Here is a 14395-nt window from a genome sequence, read left to right as displayed (position 1 = left end):
GGTCGAATGAGGGGATCTTTTCGGGGTTAATTTTTAGATTTGAATCATTAGCAGGCTGCTAGAGTGTGAGGATACTTTGACATTTAGGAGACTTATCGTGACTACGGTATCTGCCATTAACTTACCCGAATCGACACCTTTATCGAGCATTTCAACCCGTCACGAGGGGACGGAACAGCCCTTTTCATCGGTATTTTCTTCCATGCTTAATGGGATCAGTCAGTACCAGGATCATGCCGCACAACAAGTTCGCGAGGTGGAGTTAGGCCATAGTGAGGTGGGGATCAATGATTTAATGGTGTCGATACAGAAAGCCACGGTTTCATTACAGTTAGGCGTGCAAGTGCGTAATAAAATGATTGCGGCTTATAACGAAGTAATGAATATGTCGGTGTAAAGGGGTTAAATTTATGATATATATAGTTATTTATTGACCACCTTTAATCCATGGGGCAATGATGGGGCAAAATCGTTTAATTTGTTGTTCAGCATCGCTCTTTGAGTCTCATCATTTTCAGGCATCCAAGACCCGTACACATTGTGAACCCTCTGCGCGTTGGCATGACCCATTTGGTTAGCAATAAAATTGGGGTTAGCTCCAGCAGCTAAAGACCAGCAGGCATAGGTATGACGAGATTGATATGCTTTCCTGTCTGTGATGCCTGCAACCTTCAAAGCTGCTTTCCCTCTTAGCGTCATAAGTAAACTGGTCGAGTAACCTCATTTTTGAATTCAAAACCAGATTGTTTTTAATCTCATCCTTTCTCTCAAGTTCAATCTTCTATTATAAATCGATACTTTTTTGTGTGGACTTATTGCTTATTTATGATGCTCTGGCAGAGCTAAATGCTGCAATCATCACTGCTGCTGTTCTTATAGAAAAGAAAAAATTTATGTAATCATCGAGACCCTAATCCATGAATTTCCCCGTAATTTTTATACGAATTTTATATATCTCGTCCCACTTCAACACACACAAGCTCATGCTTAAACTGAATGTCTTTCATAGCCTCTGTCTGAAGCTCGCATTGTTATTGGGTGAGGTAGACGGCCATGAGGCCTGTCTATGTTATTAACTGATTTTCAGCATTGGCTTGATTATGCGTCCGGGTGTTTTATACAGCTTCAAAGCATCCTTCCATGATGAAATTGGATAGGTGTAAGTAGCGTTTGACAGGCTGCAACTAATTAGTGGCCATATTTCTAAAAATAACGATTGCTACTGTTGAACAGGTATTCTGTCTAGATAATTTCTTAGATGAAACCAGGTTACTGATGGGTGATGTAACGCTTGTTTATATGGCTTTCCAGATAAAGAGCCATAACCGATGAATTTTGACACCTTAGGTAAGTGATTTAGTATTAATTCCGCCAGGTCGCCTCCCGTAGCGTCGTAAACTACATCTGACATCGATGAATAATGCTGTATTGCTGATAAGTCATCCTGACTTATTGGCAATATTCCACATGAAGAAATTTTTTATGGTGTATTGGCGATCGGTGTATACCCGCTACTGATTTTGCCCCAAAGCGTATAGCCCACTGCCCAAGATAAAGAGCACAGTCAGATCCGGCAGCAGTCAATAAAACTCTTTTACCTTTCACTGGGAAAAAACGTAACATCATTAGTGCAGCTAAGGGATTGATGTATGCTCTAGCAGCTAACTCATCAGATATATTGGTAGGGACAGGAATTGCTAATTCAGCATTGCAATCGACAATAGACTGCCACGTTCCAGGACCTCTCAAAGGTAAGACTCGTCTTCCTTTCAAATGTGACCATTTATCAGTTGCTACAAGGACTTCACCGACCCCTTCATAACCAACGATGAATGGAGGGGTTATCCTGTGGCCATATGCTCCAGTTACGGGAATCAAATCTGAAGCGTTAATAGGTGAAAGATTCATTTTTACTCGTATGTAATTTTCTTTCAGCGCTTCTGTGTCCGTATTTTCAATCTGAAGTATTTCCTCTGGAACTCCAAACCTTCTGCACCATATAGCTGTATTACTCATTATTACTTCAGACAAAAATCTATTAAAATTCGTTGATACGAATGTGAATCCCGTTTAGAAACTAATTATGACCATAAAAATGGAGTACGCTATTTTATCCAATACACTAATGAACTATCTAGTAATCTTTAGTTGGTTATTCTTGACGTTAATAGACCTTGCTAGTTAGCTTTAATACTGATGGGTTAGTCGCCGCGACCGTTGAGTTAGATATGACGACTCCTTCAGACTTTTACATAACCTCAGCCTATTCTTTACCTCTTCATCACGCTTCCTTGCACGTTCTGCCAGCATGGATTCTGGTAGCGGAGGGTTAAATGCTGCCTTGTTATTCTCAGCTCTGTGCTTTCCCTGCTCGGTGTAACCTGTATTCCTCCAGTCAGGATTTTTCCGTCGTTGGTAATCGACATCACCATGCCCAAATATAACCATGGCGATTACCTCTCCCCAATGACCAGAACGCGCCCAGAAAGAGTAGATATCATTCGGTTGCGGACATCGTCTGGAAAGCGTGCTAATGCCTCTCTCTGACCAAGAGACTGGCGTAAGAATACCGCCGATTATTTCTCGGATAAGCTTATGGGAATTCCGTAGATTAAGTTGGGAGGGGAGTTATTACTGGTTGCTAAAAGGATACGTCGTCATCGAAGTCCATTGGCGGCTCATTCGATTGCTGTGGCTGACTACGTTGAGTCTGCTGAGTATTATTTTTAGGTTGGCTATGGCCATTTGATTGGCCTTCTTGCTTGCCGCTTAACCATGCCCCCTTAATCCAGATGCTCAACCATAAATACCCCGAGCAGAAAGGATTTACCCGCGAAGAGTATGACCAAGTGGTTGACGATTACTTTACGATGAAAGAGCTGCGGCTGAAATAATTATCGGGCGCGATTACAACGTTGACTCCTTGCCATACACATTGATGTTAAAAGCCACTATGTTAATCTTTGGTTACTTATAAGCTAAGGACTGTTTATTATGAAATGCCACAAGTCACTATTATTGATGTTTGCTATGGCAATCACCTGTACTTCCCATGCAGCGGAGACGTTTAACTTCACCTGTAATGGCAAGGAGATGAAAGCATCTTTCCCTGATACTGACCACGCAGTGATGCAATATGATGGGGAGTTGTTTCTACTTAAGTCAGTAGTTTCAGCTAGCGGGGCTAGGTATCTTGGCGATGGTTGGCAGCTATGGTCCGCTAAAGATGACATCACATTAACCAAGTTAACCAAAGAGCAGACTGAAAAGGATGATGTGCCAATGGGACATGAGATTGAGTGTCAAGAAGTTGACGCAGACTCATTAACTCCTTAGTAATCACTCTTGTTACAGATAAGCCACCCACGGGTGGCTTTTTTGTGCCGGCTACGAGCCTGTAATTTAAATTGTGTACCTGCCTGTTTTTGGTATCTTCACTCCAACAACGGAGACAGGCAAATTATGGACGAAAAGAAACTCAAAGCCCTCGCGGCTGAACTAGCTAAAAGCCTCAAAAACGAAGCCGACCTCAATGCGTTTTCCCGCATGCTGACGAAGCTGACTGTTGAAACTGCGCTCAATGCAGAACTGACTGACCACCTTGGGTACGAGAAAAATTCCCCAAAATCAGGCTCGAATACCCGCAACGGCTATTCATTTAAAACGCTGCTGTGCGACGACGGAGAAATCGAGCCGAATACGCCACGTGACCGTGAAAACACCTTCGAGCCGCAGCTGATAAAGAAAAATAGACCCGTCTCACGCAGATGGATATCCTGATTGCCTGCGTGGACGGTTTGAAAGGCTTTCCTGATGCGATAAACAGCGTATACCCGCAAACGTACATCCAGCTGTGCATCATCCATATGGTACGCAACAGCCTGAAATACGTATCGTGGAAAGACTATAAAGCGGTCACCAGCGGGTTAAAAACGGTGTACCAGGCGCCTACAGAAGAGGCGGCCCCGATGGCGCTGGATAACTTTGCAGATATCTGGGACGATAACTACCCGCAGATCAGTAAAAGCTGGCGGGCGCACTGGGAAAATCTCAATACGTTCTTCAACTATCCACCCGACATCCGCAAGGCCATCTACACGACGAATGCCATCGAGTCACTGAACAGCGCGATCTGTGCGGTCATCAAGAAGCGCAAGCTGTTGCCGACAGACGCCTCGCTGCGAAAGGTAATTTATCCGGCGCTCAAGGATGCTTCGAAAAAATGGAGTATGCCGATCCAGAACTGGCGGCTGGCGATGAGCCGTTTTATTATTAAGTTCTGTGACCGCCTGGGCGATCACCTTTGACACGGTGGCAGTTACACAGAGCTACTGACAGGCTCTTAGGTTTAGATATGACGACTCCTTCAGACTGACGCGTAACCTCGGCCAATTTCTTTACCTCTTCATCACGCTTCCTTGCACGTTTAGCCAGCATGGATTTTGGTAGCGGAAGGTTAAATGTTGCCTTGTTATTCTCAGCTTAGAAATGGGTCTTTCTAGTCTATAAAGTCTGCACTCAACAGTGAGATAACGTCCTCCTTGTATGGGGTGACACAGTCAGCTTCCTTTAGACGGTTCGAAATATCGTTAATTCCATAAAATAACATTCACGCTTTTTTACGATCGCTTATCGAAGGCTTATTTTCATGTTGCGAAAGCCGACTGAATAAATCTGTTAATTATTTACCATTGGTGCAGCTAACCGGTAGTTCTGATAAGAGTAAATCCGCCTCATCTAAGGTTTCCCACTACGAGACCGTACCTTTTTAGATGCCTCTCCTACTATGCCAACACCCAATTACATTATCGATATCAACTATCAATAAATGAAGAATGATTAGTTTATTTTTCACCGTAGGCGAAAAATAACGCTTATATTAGGAGAAATCTCATTACTGATTAAAGTTATGAAAAACATCTTATTGTGTTTTAGCCTGCTCTTTTTGTTCAACTCCAGTGCACAGGCTTTCGCCTGCAAAACGGCTGCCGGTGCGACGATCCCAATTGGCGGGGGCAACGCTAACGTTTATGTTAACCTGACTCCTGAGGTTCAATCAGGCGGCAACTTAGTCGTCGACTTAGCGAACAGTATTTTTTGTCATAACGACTATCCGGCAAGTATTACTGACTACGTGACGCTGGCATCGGGTTCTTCCTTCAACGGGGTGCTGAAGAACTTTAAAGGCTCCGTAATCTATAATGGCCAAAACTATTCATTCCCGACAACGAGTGAAACGTCGAGAATGCTCTATCGATCCAAAACAGATACGGCCTGGCCTGCGCGGCTATTACTGACGCCCATCAGTACCGCTGAGGGGGTGGTGGTGACTTCCGGGACCTTAATCGCTTCATTAGTGCTCCACCAAACCAACAATGTCGGTAATGACTCCTATTATTACACTTGGAATATCTACGCCTCTAATAATGTCGTGGTGCCAACAGGAGGCTGTGATGTCGATAACCGAAACCTGACCGTACAACTCCCTAACTATCCTGGTCAGCAAGCTTTTACTATCAATGTTCACTGTGCCACCGATAAAAATCTTAACTATGCCCTCAGTGGTACGACAGTCGACTCCGCTGGGACAATCTTAAAGAATGTGCTCGAAGGAAATACCGATTCGGCAAGCGGAGTAGGGGTTCAGATTCTCAAAGACGGTACGCCGGTTAAGTTTGGGGATACCATCAAACTCGGTAAAGTCACCTCTTCTGGAACAAATATTACCTTGACGGCTCAATACCAACCCACCAGTGGGCAAATGACCGCAGGGAAGGTCCAGTCAATTGTCGGGATGAATTTCACTTATCAATAATATCTAACAGACAAAGCTACCTAAGGTAGCTTTGCTGAATTAGCGCCAAGCGTTATCTTTACCTACCAACGATGCTTCACCCTTTTAGCTTAAATCGATCTCTTCCCAAAAAGTAGCGCCATTAGTGACACTATCACTTAATTGAGTGGTAATACTTGTTGCTCTAAAGGTTAACTAGAATCACCATGCATAATACGCCGAATAGGGTTTAAATCATTGTTATCTATGTACAGGTGGCTGTTGCGTATAAAGCTATTGTGCGCGCGACCGTTAGAACAAATAGCCCAGTCGCACACTAAGAAAACTATCCTGCTTAAAGCCTTGTTCGACGCTAAGGTCACGGCCCAAGGAGAGCTCTGTTTGAAAAGCGGCGGTGAAAAAATGTGCCGCCGAGAGACGAAGGTAACGGGTATCCAGCTTATCGTTTAGCGACTGATGATTGACGACATCGCCTGCGCCTTTTATCCAGCCGCCACCGAAGCCTAATTGGGTGGCGGGGTCAAGATTATAGCGAAGATAGAGTTGGTACTCGTATTTAGGCGTTTCCAGAAGGTTATCAATAATGTTGAGGCGATGGCAGCCAAGCGTGGCATATCGATGGCGCAGCTTTCCCTCGCTTGGCTGTTAAGTCAGCCCGCGGTGACGGCACCGATAGTCGGTACGACAGCAGAAAAGCATATTATTGAGGCGGTAGAAGCTCTGGATATCACGCTGTCAGAGGAGGAGATTGCCCAGTTAGAAGCGCCTTATATTACGCATCCCGTATTGGGCATGATGTAGGCTCATAGGCTTAGGTGACCCCATCAGCCCCGGTAAAGGGCCTGATGGGGCAGGGTGCTACTGATGTTCTACCGAAGCAGAAGTGTCTTTTTGCATATCCATACGGATCTGCGCGTGGCTGAGAAGCGCGAAGATAAAGGTTCCGCCACAGATATTCCCCAATAGTGTTGGAATAGCGAACGGCCAAACGAAGGATTGCCAAGGCAGTGCGCCGGTAAACACAAGGTAGAGGACTTCGATGGTGCCGACCACGATATGTGTAGTATCGGCGACCGCAATAAGCCAAGTCATTAGCAAAATAACCAGTATTTTGGCATTCCCCGCCGACGGCAGCATCCATACCATGGTGGCGACAATCCAGCCAGAGACCACCGCTTTAGCGAACATTTGTGTGGGGGTGTTCTCCATCACCTTCATGCCAATATCGTGGAAGGCCTGTTTAATGGCGGGATCAAACACCGGCATATAGCCAAATGCCCACGCCGCGATAGCGGTCCCAATCAAATTACCCAATAGCACCACAGCCCACAGCCTTAAGAGCAGATAGAGGTTGTTGGCGGTGGGCTTCTGCATAACGGAAAGTACCGGAGTGATGGTATTTTCGGTGAACAGTTGTTGGTGAGCCATGATGACGATAATAAAGCCAAAGGTATAGCCGATGCTTTCGATCATCAAGCTGCCGGAAAAATGCCCTAATTCAGCATGAAAGATCCCTTTTGCCATCAGCGAGGCGCTCATCGATAATCCTGCGGCAATTGCAGACCATAATAACGCCCAGATATCGCGTTCTAGCTCTTTTTCACCCTCTTGACGGATATGCTCGTGGGTCGCCATGGCCTGCGAGGGAAGATTCTCCTCATCCACTTCGATATCTTCCCCTTTTTTGTTCTCTTCACTCTCGACCTCTTGAGAGTGAGTCTCATTTTTTTTGTTTTGATTCATCGGCTTTACTCAGAAAATAGCGTGGTACTTCAAGTCTAGCACTCTTTAACAAAATTGCAGTATCCGGGCGGGGAGAAAGAAGGGCTTTTCTAACAGTGAACGACGAAGCGTGGTGGGGGAAAGAAAGGATTATGTCGCGAGCGATCATTGCGCAGCCTAATAACCCTTTACTTCACCGGTCAAGGCGATAGAGGCGGATCATAGAGCTTAATCAGTGCATTATTGACGATAAGGGTAGAGAGGGCTAGAAGACGCTCTTCTTCCTGCTCGTTATAGAGACGATAGGAGTAGAGTTCGACAATTTGAATGTCAACGATATCCACCTCAAAAAAAGGGGCAAGGAACGCTATTTTCGTCATCAGCAATCTCCTTTTAACCGGGGTTGGGCCATTACCACGCAACCTAAACCAGTAGGATTGGGAGGGATCTCCGCCTTATAGGGCAGAGATGAATAAGTATAGTGTATTGTCGGCCAGCTAAATGGAAAGTTAACACTAAAATGATATTTTTGTGATAGCGGCTGAATGGATATTGCTGACTGCTCTGCTTAGGAGGGGGCGGTGATACCAGATTAAAGTGACTTTAGGATAGCATCGGTGCGTTAATGTGAGATAAAAAAAACCCGCACGAAGCGGGAAGTAGGAACATAACAGGATTTCGAATGAACATACTGACAGTCATCGGGGGATGACTGTTCTTTTCCGGACGAAAAGAGTATGTCTTCAGTGATTAAGCGTAGTACGACTTACGTGATAATCAATATTCTATTAGTTAACTTTGTGATTATTTGTGCGATAACTTGTTCCAAATAGCGGTGAGGCAGAACAGGCAAAAAAAACCCGCCATAAAGGCGGGAAAAATTTTATTGCAGTTTTCAGGATGTAACAGCATTGAGGTGCTATATCTATTCAGACTGGCGCATTTTCATAAAGTTCACAAAGTTTGCGAAAAAATTACGATCCCGGTAAGTAAGCGCCACTGGCTATAAACCAAATAAGTAACGCAACCCCCGCAACGATAATCGCTACGGGGAAAAGATAGCCTAATTTCATGATGCATCATTCCCTAGTGGGTAAAGTCCCCATTATCCCACGGACTGAACGAGAGGCAATCCCCGTCGGTAAGATAATGGGTTTATCACTAAGCCTAATAGCCGCGGGCTGATCCTGCTGGGCGTCTGACATCATTCGCCCCATACAAAAAGCCCGGTCTGACGTTGCCCGACACGGCACTGTCGTTACCTGAACTCGGTGTGCCTACGCCCGCTGCACCCGGAAGCCCGACCATAATAAGCTCCGCTGCGCCCCAAGGCGTTTGCTCGACCGTGTGATAGCCCATCTTACTCAGAATATTCAAAGTATCGACCGAGAGACCATTTTTCTCGTAGTAGACCTCATCGGGATACCACTGATGGTGGATCCTAGGCGCGTCCACCGCTTCTTGTGGTTTCATCCCAAAGTCGATGATATTCAGTGCGGTTTCCAAAGTAATAGTGATAATGCGTGATCCCCCCGGCGAGCCAAGCACTAAGAAGATTTTACCCTCCTTGGTGACCAAACTAGGGCTCATGGAAGAGAGTGGACGTTTACCCGGTGCGATACTGTTTGCAGTGCCCTGGACTAAGCCATAAAGATTTTTTGCCCCGATTTTGGTGGTAAAGTCGTCCATCTCATCATTCATCAATACCCCTGTACCAGGTGCCATCACCACGGCACCAAAGCGTCCGTTCACCGTATAGGTAGTGGATACGGCATTACCGTAGTGGTCTACGATGGAGTAGTGAGTCGTTTCCGGCTTTTCACCGGTGGCCACCAGTGGCTTAACTTCAGTGGAAGGTGTCGCCTTATCTTTCTGAATTTTTTCACGCAACGATGCGGCGTATTGCTTATCCATTAACTTGGCCACGGGGTTTTGAACGAAGGCAGGATCCCCTAAGTAGGTGTTCCTATCGGCATAACTAAAGCGAAGTGCCTCCGTCAAGGTATGCACCATTGCGGCAGAGTTAAAGCCCATCGATTTCAGATCGTAGCCTTCCAAAATATTCAGTGTTTCACAGAGTGTTACCCCGCCTGAGCTAGGCGGTGGCGCTGAAACAAAGGTATAGCCGCGATAGGTACAAGTGAGCGGGGCGAGTTCGATGGCGTGATACTGTGCAAAGTCTTGGGCGGTAATGATACCGCTACCGGCTTTAGACGCCTGTTCAACGGCTTTAGGGAATTGACCATGATAGAAGGCATCTGGACCCTCTTTCGCGATACGTGACAGCGTACGCGCGAGGTCGGTTTGCCGTAAACGATCACCAGGTTGTAGCGGGGTACCGTCTGGACGTAGGAAGATTTTCGCCACCGCCGGGTCTTGTTTAAAATGCGCCACCGTGGTGTCGAGAATGTCAGTATCGGCACGGGTGAGGATAAAACCTTCTTTCGCTAGCTTGATCGCGGGGGCCATTACCGCTTGGCGGCTGAGTTTCCCATATTGACGACGTGCCATTTCCATACCCATCACCGTACCGGGAACGCCAGTGGCTTTCCAGCCATAGAGACTGCTACCGGCAATCAAGTCACCCTGGGCATTTTGATACATTTCCGCGCTGGCGGCGGCTGGTGCCATCTCGCGGAAATTAATAAAGGTATCCTTACCGTTTGCCAAATGGATGGTCATAAATCCACCACCACCGATATTGCCACAACAAGGATTAACGACGGCTTGGGCATACCCCACGGCGACCGCGGCATCGATGGCGTTACCGCCTTGTTTCAGAATATCAACCCCGACTTGGGTTGCTAAGTCTTGCGAGGTCACCACCATACCATTTTTGGCTTCGACGGCGGGAGCGGAAGCGGCTTGCACGAAGGGGGCTGGCGCTAAAACGAGTAACGCGAGGGCGGAGAGAGTGTATTTGCTTAACATTAAACCTAACCTTTTGAATTATTTTCTTCTACCATAAACGGATAAGAAAAAAACTCAAGCAATTCAATGGGATATCATAAGTAAAAAACAATATCTGTGATAGCGCACAAAAAAACCTCACCTTGGCTGGCGTTGTGGCTCGGCAATCTTTATCATTAGCTCCCTTTTATTCGCTATTTTTTGACACGTTAAGCGTGTATTGAGCGAGGTTTATCGTGTTTGTAGAGTATGGTGTGCTGAATTTCTGGACCTATGTGGCAGGAGCTATATTTTTAGTCTTGATACCGGGTCCTAATACGCTTTTTGTTTTGAAAAATAGTATGAGTGGCGGGGTAAAGAGCGGTTACCAAGCGGCGGCGGCAGTGTTTATTGGCGACGCGGTATTAATGTTTTTGGCTTACACAGGGGTTGCTACCTTAATCAACACTACGCCGGTACTATTTAATGTGGTGCGTTACCTTGGTGCAGGTTATCTGCTTTGGTTGGGGCTTAAGATGCTTTACACCACGTTTAGCCAGCGTCAACAGAGCGCGGTAGCGCCGAGTAAAAAAGTGCGGGGTGCGGTGTTTAAACGTGCTTTGGTGTTAAGCCTAACCAATCCAAAAGCGATCTTATTTTACGTGTCGTTCTTCGTACAGTTTATTGACGTACAGAGTGCGCATCCGGGCATCGCCTTCTTTATTCTGGCGACAGTATTAGAAATTGCGAGCTTCTGTTATCTCAGCGTGCTTATTTTTAGTGGCTCGTCGCTGACTCGCGCGATTGGCTCACGCCAGCGTCTTGCTAAGGTTGGAAATTCAATGATAGGTCTGTTGTTTCTTGGATTTGCCGCTCGTTTAGCCACGATGCAGTAGCGCCCGAAAAAAAGCTCACGTTAACGTGAGCTTTTTTGGCTAGAGATGGTTTTTTTCGCAGAATTCTTCCCATGTCATTCCCAGTGCCTCAGCGTGGCTACGCAGGTAACTCTCAATCGCTTGCGCGGCGACGGCATTATCCGTTTCGACTAGTTGAATGGAGAAGATAATACCGTCTAATTGTTTTTGACGTATAAACGCGGCGTAGATACGCTCAGCATGAAGAGTACGCAGTTGTTCTACCGTCATGCCATTATCGCGAGCATCTTTTTCAGTCACTTCATCAAGTGCCACTTGAAAGTCTGGGTGGGCTGAGAAAAAAATATCGCGCGCTTGGGCGTAGTACTGTTCTGGGGTTTTCATCGAAGGGCCTAGCTTTTGTAAGAATCTGAATTAATTATACCCGTTTCAGGCAAAGATGTCAGGGGAAGTCATTAGCTAGCTTGCATTGTGCTAGCGAAACATTATACCTTAGCGCCAGAAAAAATCTGTAGGGATGCCATATGAAAACTCGATTATTACTGTCACTTTTCGTGCTTGCGGGTTGCAGTCCGATTACTAATTATCAAACTATCGTCAAAACCCCAGCGCCACAATCACTGGAAGGGGTATGGCGGACATCAGGCCCACAATCCGGATTAGTCAGTAAAGATGCCGTCGGCTATTTAATTATTGACCCGGCGGGGAACACCTTAGACTGTCGTCAATGGCAACGCGTGATTGCTAAGCCAGGGAAGTTGAGCCGCATTGATGATCAATGGGTTAACGTCAACCATCAAGTTCGTATCATGCCGTTAACCCGTGAGAACGGTATGCTGCATTACGATCGACTCACCCTGACTAAGGTCTCTTCACCTAGCGAAGCATGCCAAAAAGCCCTTGCCGAAGCAAAGGCCCAACCTCAAGCAGAGACCATTCAAAATATCGAGATTGACGGTCAATAATTAGCGTGTCAGGCGGGGTTAACCCGCATGATAGGCATGATTGATTTTATCTTGCGTCACCTGTTCAATTTGCGCGTTAACCTCTCTCTGTAATTGATAGAGAGAGGTTTCCACACCCTCCTGAGCAGCCAATAGCCGCTGAATCATTGCTTGATTATCCATGTCCTCTAAATGCCGCACAGCGTGTGAATACGCCTCTGCCATGGGAAGTAAGGCGGTGAAATCTTTTATCTCAAGCGCCTGCTGAATTTTATCGAGTAAATCGAGGCTTTGTTGTACCTCTGGAAGTAACGCCATGATGATTATCCCTCTTGGCTAAGTGACGTTTGCCATGCCGTAGCAATGGTCTGCAGTAATTCACGGCAGTGGTCGAGTTTTTGGCGATCATTATGCAGATTCGCCAGCATCAATTGCTGTACAACATAATGAAACAGTGACAAAAGCTGTCCGGCGAGAGGATCCTCAGCATGAGGTTCAATGGCCTGTATCAGGCCAGTATCGATAATCGCGACGGCTTTCGCGATCATGTTGCCCTTATTGATGATGTCCTGGTGCGCCATCGAAATGGCTGCGCGCCCTAAGGCATTCAAGGCGCCGTCAAATAACAGGGTCGTCAATTGATGTTGGCTGGCGCTTAACACCGAACTTTCCAGCCCCACTTGAGCATACACATTCGCGAGTTGACGTTTATTCATAGCGATAACCTTAATCGTCCGATGTGGAGAATTGTGCCGTCAGATAATCTTTGGTGGTATTCATCTGCGCGATAGTCTTTTTTAACTGGACGAACTGAGACTTGTAACGCGCCATGGTGGCATCGATGCGTGCTTGCTGCTGATCATAACGAACCTCTAATTTATCGTAAGAGTCATTTAACGCATTGACTGCGGTTGTCAGCGTGCCTTTAGATGAATAGTTGTCACTTAAAATATTATCGAGAGCGTTGTTGGCTAGGGTACTAAAGCCTGTGGTTTTCCCATCGCCCAAAAAGAACTGGTAAACCGCCTGAGGCGTTGAGGTTAATGCAGACGAAAGCTTGGTCTCATCAATATTTATGGTACCAATGCTGCCATCTGCCGCTTTAGTGGTATTTTGGGTGATCCCCAACTCAGCCATAATGGTTAAGGCACCCGATTGCGTGGTGTTTAGCACTGAGCGCAACTGATTTTGAATATCACGCACTGTACCGTTACCCATTAACGGACCATTCGAACTGGTATCGCTCGACAAGGTACTCCCGCCAGTGTATTTGGTGATGTTGGTGATAACCGATTGCACAGTATTGTAGGCAGTCACCCAGGCTTTGATATTCTTTACGGCGTCAGCGGTATTATTGGCAATTTCCAAACGTTCTTCGCCGTTAGAAACCGCTTTGAGGTTTAAGGTCACACCATAAGGCGCATCGGTGACGGTATTTGACGCACTTTGTACTTCGATACCGTTGACGACTAAGACGGCATCTTGCCCTGCCGTAGTTTGTTGCATACCCGTCGCCGAATCACTTCCTGAGTAACCTATCAGTGCTTGCAACTGATCATCGCCATTGACTGAGACACTCAGCGTATTATTTGCCCCCGTCTCTTTCGAGGAGAGAGAGAGATAATATTCCCCATCATTCGACTTAATACTGGTTGCCACAACGCCAGCGCCACTCTTATTGATGGCATTGACGATACCATTAAGACTGGTATCAGCGTCGTCTAACGCTATGGTTACAGGCTGACCCTCGCCGGTTTGTAAGGTTAAGGTACGACCTTGCGCACCTGCCGTGCCGAGAGGCTGGTTGTTACTACTGATGGCGTGCGAAAGCAACGTCTGCGCGGTAGCAAGCTGTTTCACATTGACTTGGTAACTGCCGACGCTTGCATCACTGTTACTGGTTGCAGTAAACGACTGGTTGGTGCTGATGATACTGGTTGAATTCAATGCTGAGGTCGAGTTAAGCGCCGTCGTCGCCTTTTGTAACGATTCCAATGCACTGCGTAGTTGGCCAAAGGCCGAAATTTGGCTTTGAACGGTGGTGGCCTGTTGGGTGATGGGAGTTAGACTTTGTGATTCATAGGTTTCTAACTCAGCATACATTGAGTCGAGATTGAGCGTACTGTTTCCGATATCTAAACTATTAATAACCGCCATGGTGTCCTCTCTAT

General features: G+C 46.4%; 17 protein-coding genes and 3 pseudogenes. 8 read left to right on the top strand and 12 right to left on the bottom strand.

Features of this window, described 5'->3' with window-relative positions; translation table 11 throughout:
* The first annotated feature begins 97 nt into the window (after nt 1-97).
* Nucleotides 98-397: a flagellar hook-basal body complex protein FliE gene (gene fliE / locus HGT71_RS15885; RefSeq protein WP_338327616.1), complete on the top strand. Its 300-nt coding sequence runs from the start codon at nt 98-100 to the stop codon at nt 395-397.
* Between the two features lie 26 nt (nt 398-423).
* Here the strand turns inward: fliE and HGT71_RS02745 are convergent.
* From HGT71_RS02745 to HGT71_RS02735, 3 genes and pseudogenes are all read right to left on the bottom strand, one after another.
* A pseudogene (locus tag HGT71_RS02745) lies at nt 424-684 on the bottom strand (site-specific integrase); the annotation flags it as partial.
* Nucleotides 685-1449: 765 nt separating this feature from the next.
* Nucleotides 1450-2016, bottom strand: a complete 567-nt coding sequence (locus tag HGT71_RS15925; protein WP_338327751.1) for an alcohol dehydrogenase catalytic domain-containing protein — start codon at nt 2014-2016, stop codon at nt 1450-1452.
* Between the two features lie 625 nt (nt 2017-2641).
* Entirely contained in the window at nt 2642-2800 is a 159-nt protein-coding gene (locus HGT71_RS02735; RefSeq protein WP_214216437.1) for a single stranded DNA-binding domain-containing protein, read from the bottom strand.
* Here HGT71_RS02735 and HGT71_RS15985 point away from each other — a divergent pair.
* The 4 genes and pseudogenes from HGT71_RS15985 to HGT71_RS02720 all read left to right on the top strand — a co-directional run.
* A pseudogene (locus HGT71_RS15985) lies at nt 2793-2894 on the top strand (DUF6246 family protein); the annotation flags it as partial. The gene HGT71_RS02735 and the pseudogene HGT71_RS15985 sit on opposite strands and share 8 nt — an antisense overlap.
* 100 nt (nt 2895-2994) lie before the next feature.
* A complete protein-coding gene (locus HGT71_RS02730; protein WP_214216435.1) occupies nt 2995-3336 on the top strand; it encodes an MliC family protein in 342 nt (113 codons plus the stop codon).
* A 126-nt stretch (nt 3337-3462) separates the two neighbouring features.
* Nucleotides 3463-4307: pseudogene (locus tag HGT71_RS02725) on the top strand (IS256 family transposase).
* A 602-nt stretch (nt 4308-4909) separates the two neighbouring features.
* Nucleotides 4910-5815, top strand: a complete 906-nt coding sequence (locus HGT71_RS02720) for a fimbrial protein (protein WP_214216433.1) — start codon at nt 4910-4912, stop codon at nt 5813-5815.
* A 270-nt stretch (nt 5816-6085) separates the two neighbouring features.
* Here HGT71_RS02720 and HGT71_RS15980 read toward each other — a convergent pair whose 3' ends face one another.
* Nucleotides 6086-6364, bottom strand: a complete 279-nt coding sequence (locus HGT71_RS15980; protein ID WP_425328663.1) for a transporter — start codon at nt 6362-6364, stop codon at nt 6086-6088.
* Here HGT71_RS15980 and HGT71_RS02710 point away from each other — a divergent pair.
* A complete protein-coding gene (locus tag HGT71_RS02710; protein ID WP_214216431.1) occupies nt 6338-6595 on the top strand; it encodes an aldo/keto reductase in 258 nt (85 codons plus the stop codon). The genes HGT71_RS15980 and HGT71_RS02710 overlap by 27 nt on opposite strands.
* Before the next feature lie 57 nt (nt 6596-6652).
* Here the strand turns inward: HGT71_RS02710 and HGT71_RS02705 are convergent, their stop codons facing one another.
* From HGT71_RS02705 to ggt, 4 genes are all read right to left on the bottom strand, one after another.
* Nucleotides 6653-7537: a formate/nitrite transporter family protein gene (locus HGT71_RS02705; protein ID WP_214216429.1), complete on the bottom strand. Its 885-nt coding sequence runs from the start codon at nt 7535-7537 to the stop codon at nt 6653-6655.
* A 179-nt stretch (nt 7538-7716) separates the two neighbouring features.
* Nucleotides 7717-7896 (bottom strand): hypothetical protein, encoded by a 180-nt coding sequence (locus HGT71_RS02700; RefSeq protein ID WP_048913509.1) that lies wholly within the window; start codon nt 7894-7896, stop codon nt 7717-7719.
* A 594-nt stretch (nt 7897-8490) separates the two neighbouring features.
* Nucleotides 8491-8589, bottom strand: a complete 99-nt coding sequence (locus HGT71_RS02695) for a YoaK family small membrane protein (protein ID WP_143056398.1) — start codon at nt 8587-8589, stop codon at nt 8491-8493.
* Nucleotides 8590-8683: 94 nt separating this feature from the next.
* Nucleotides 8684-10447, bottom strand: coding sequence for a gamma-glutamyltransferase (gene ggt / locus HGT71_RS02690; RefSeq protein WP_214216427.1), 1764 nt, complete (start codon nt 10445-10447; stop codon nt 8684-8686).
* 215 nt (nt 10448-10662) lie between these two features.
* On the opposite strand from ggt, the gene leuE reads away from it, so the two are divergent.
* Nucleotides 10663-11301, top strand: a complete 639-nt coding sequence (gene leuE, locus HGT71_RS02685; protein ID WP_214216425.1) for a leucine efflux protein LeuE — start codon at nt 10663-10665, stop codon at nt 11299-11301.
* Nucleotides 11302-11340: 39 nt separating this feature from the next.
* Here the strand turns inward: leuE and HGT71_RS02680 are convergent, their stop codons facing one another.
* Complete coding sequence (locus HGT71_RS02680; protein ID WP_048911141.1) at nt 11341-11664, bottom strand: DUF6388 family protein; 324 nt, start codon at nt 11662-11664, stop codon at nt 11341-11343.
* A 140-nt stretch (nt 11665-11804) separates the two neighbouring features.
* Here HGT71_RS02680 and yedD point away from each other — a divergent pair, with 140 nt between their 5' ends.
* Entirely contained in the window at nt 11805-12245 is a 441-nt protein-coding gene (gene yedD / locus HGT71_RS02675; RefSeq protein WP_214216424.1) for a lipoprotein YedD, read from the top strand.
* A gap of 18 nt (nt 12246-12263) precedes the next feature.
* On the opposite strand, the gene HGT71_RS02670 is transcribed toward yedD, so the two are convergent.
* Genes HGT71_RS02670 through fliD form a run of 3 tightly spaced genes read right to left on the bottom strand, consistent with a single transcriptional unit; the run spans nt 12264 to nt 14381 of the window.
* Nucleotides 12264-12542, bottom strand: coding sequence for a hypothetical protein (locus tag HGT71_RS02670; RefSeq protein WP_214216423.1), 279 nt, complete (start codon nt 12540-12542; stop codon nt 12264-12266).
* Between the two features lie 5 nt (nt 12543-12547).
* Complete coding sequence (gene fliS, locus HGT71_RS02665; RefSeq protein ID WP_214216422.1) at nt 12548-12940, bottom strand: flagellar export chaperone FliS; 393 nt, start codon at nt 12938-12940, stop codon at nt 12548-12550.
* A 10-nt stretch (nt 12941-12950) separates the two neighbouring features.
* A complete protein-coding gene (fliD, locus tag HGT71_RS02660) occupies nt 12951-14381 on the bottom strand; it encodes a flagellar filament capping protein FliD (RefSeq protein WP_214216420.1) in 1431 nt (476 codons plus the stop codon).
* Between the last annotated feature and the right edge of the window lie 14 nt (nt 14382-14395).

It is taken from the genome of Rosenbergiella epipactidis, from assembly GCF_018494055.1.
GTDB classification, from domain to species: domain Bacteria; phylum Pseudomonadota; class Gammaproteobacteria; order Enterobacterales; family Enterobacteriaceae; genus Rosenbergiella; species Rosenbergiella epipactidis.
This window is presented reverse-complemented; position numbering and strand designations above follow the sequence as displayed.

Excerpts from the sequence above, each read along its gene's own strand:
- HGT71_RS02695 (WP_143056398.1), bottom strand. The coding sequence starts at position 8,589 with ATGAAATTAGGCTATCTTTTCCCCGTAGCGATTATCGTTGCGGGGGTT.
- ggt (WP_214216427.1), bottom strand. The coding sequence starts at position 10,447 with ATGTTAAGCAAATACACTCTCTCCGCCCTCGCGTTACTCGTTTTAGCG.
- HGT71_RS02730 (WP_214216435.1), top strand. The coding sequence starts at position 2,995 with ATGAAATGCCACAAGTCACTATTATTGATGTTTGCTATGGCAATCACC.
- HGT71_RS15925 (WP_338327751.1), bottom strand. The coding sequence starts at position 2,016 with ATGAGTAATACAGCTATATGGTGCAGAAGGTTTGGAGTTCCAGAGGAA.
- fliS (WP_214216422.1), bottom strand. The coding sequence starts at position 12,940 with ATGAATAAACGTCAACTCGCGAATGTGTATGCTCAAGTGGGGCTGGAA.
- HGT71_RS02700 (WP_048913509.1), bottom strand. The coding sequence starts at position 7,896 with ATGACGAAAATAGCGTTCCTTGCCCCTTTTTTTGAGGTGGATATCGTT.
- HGT71_RS02705 (WP_214216429.1), bottom strand. The coding sequence starts at position 7,537 with ATGAATCAAAACAAAAAAAATGAGACTCACTCTCAAGAGGTCGAGAGT.
- HGT71_RS02670 (WP_214216423.1), bottom strand. The coding sequence starts at position 12,542 with ATGGCGTTACTTCCAGAGGTACAACAAAGCCTCGATTTACTCGATAAA.
- HGT71_RS02720 (WP_214216433.1), top strand. The coding sequence starts at position 4,910 with ATGAAAAACATCTTATTGTGTTTTAGCCTGCTCTTTTTGTTCAACTCC.
- HGT71_RS02680 (WP_048911141.1), bottom strand. The coding sequence starts at position 11,664 with ATGAAAACCCCAGAACAGTACTACGCCCAAGCGCGCGATATTTTTTTC.
- yedD (WP_214216424.1), top strand. The coding sequence starts at position 11,805 with ATGAAAACTCGATTATTACTGTCACTTTTCGTGCTTGCGGGTTGCAGT.
- fliD (WP_214216420.1), bottom strand. The coding sequence starts at position 14,381 with ATGGCGGTTATTAATAGTTTAGATATCGGAAACAGTACGCTCAATCTC.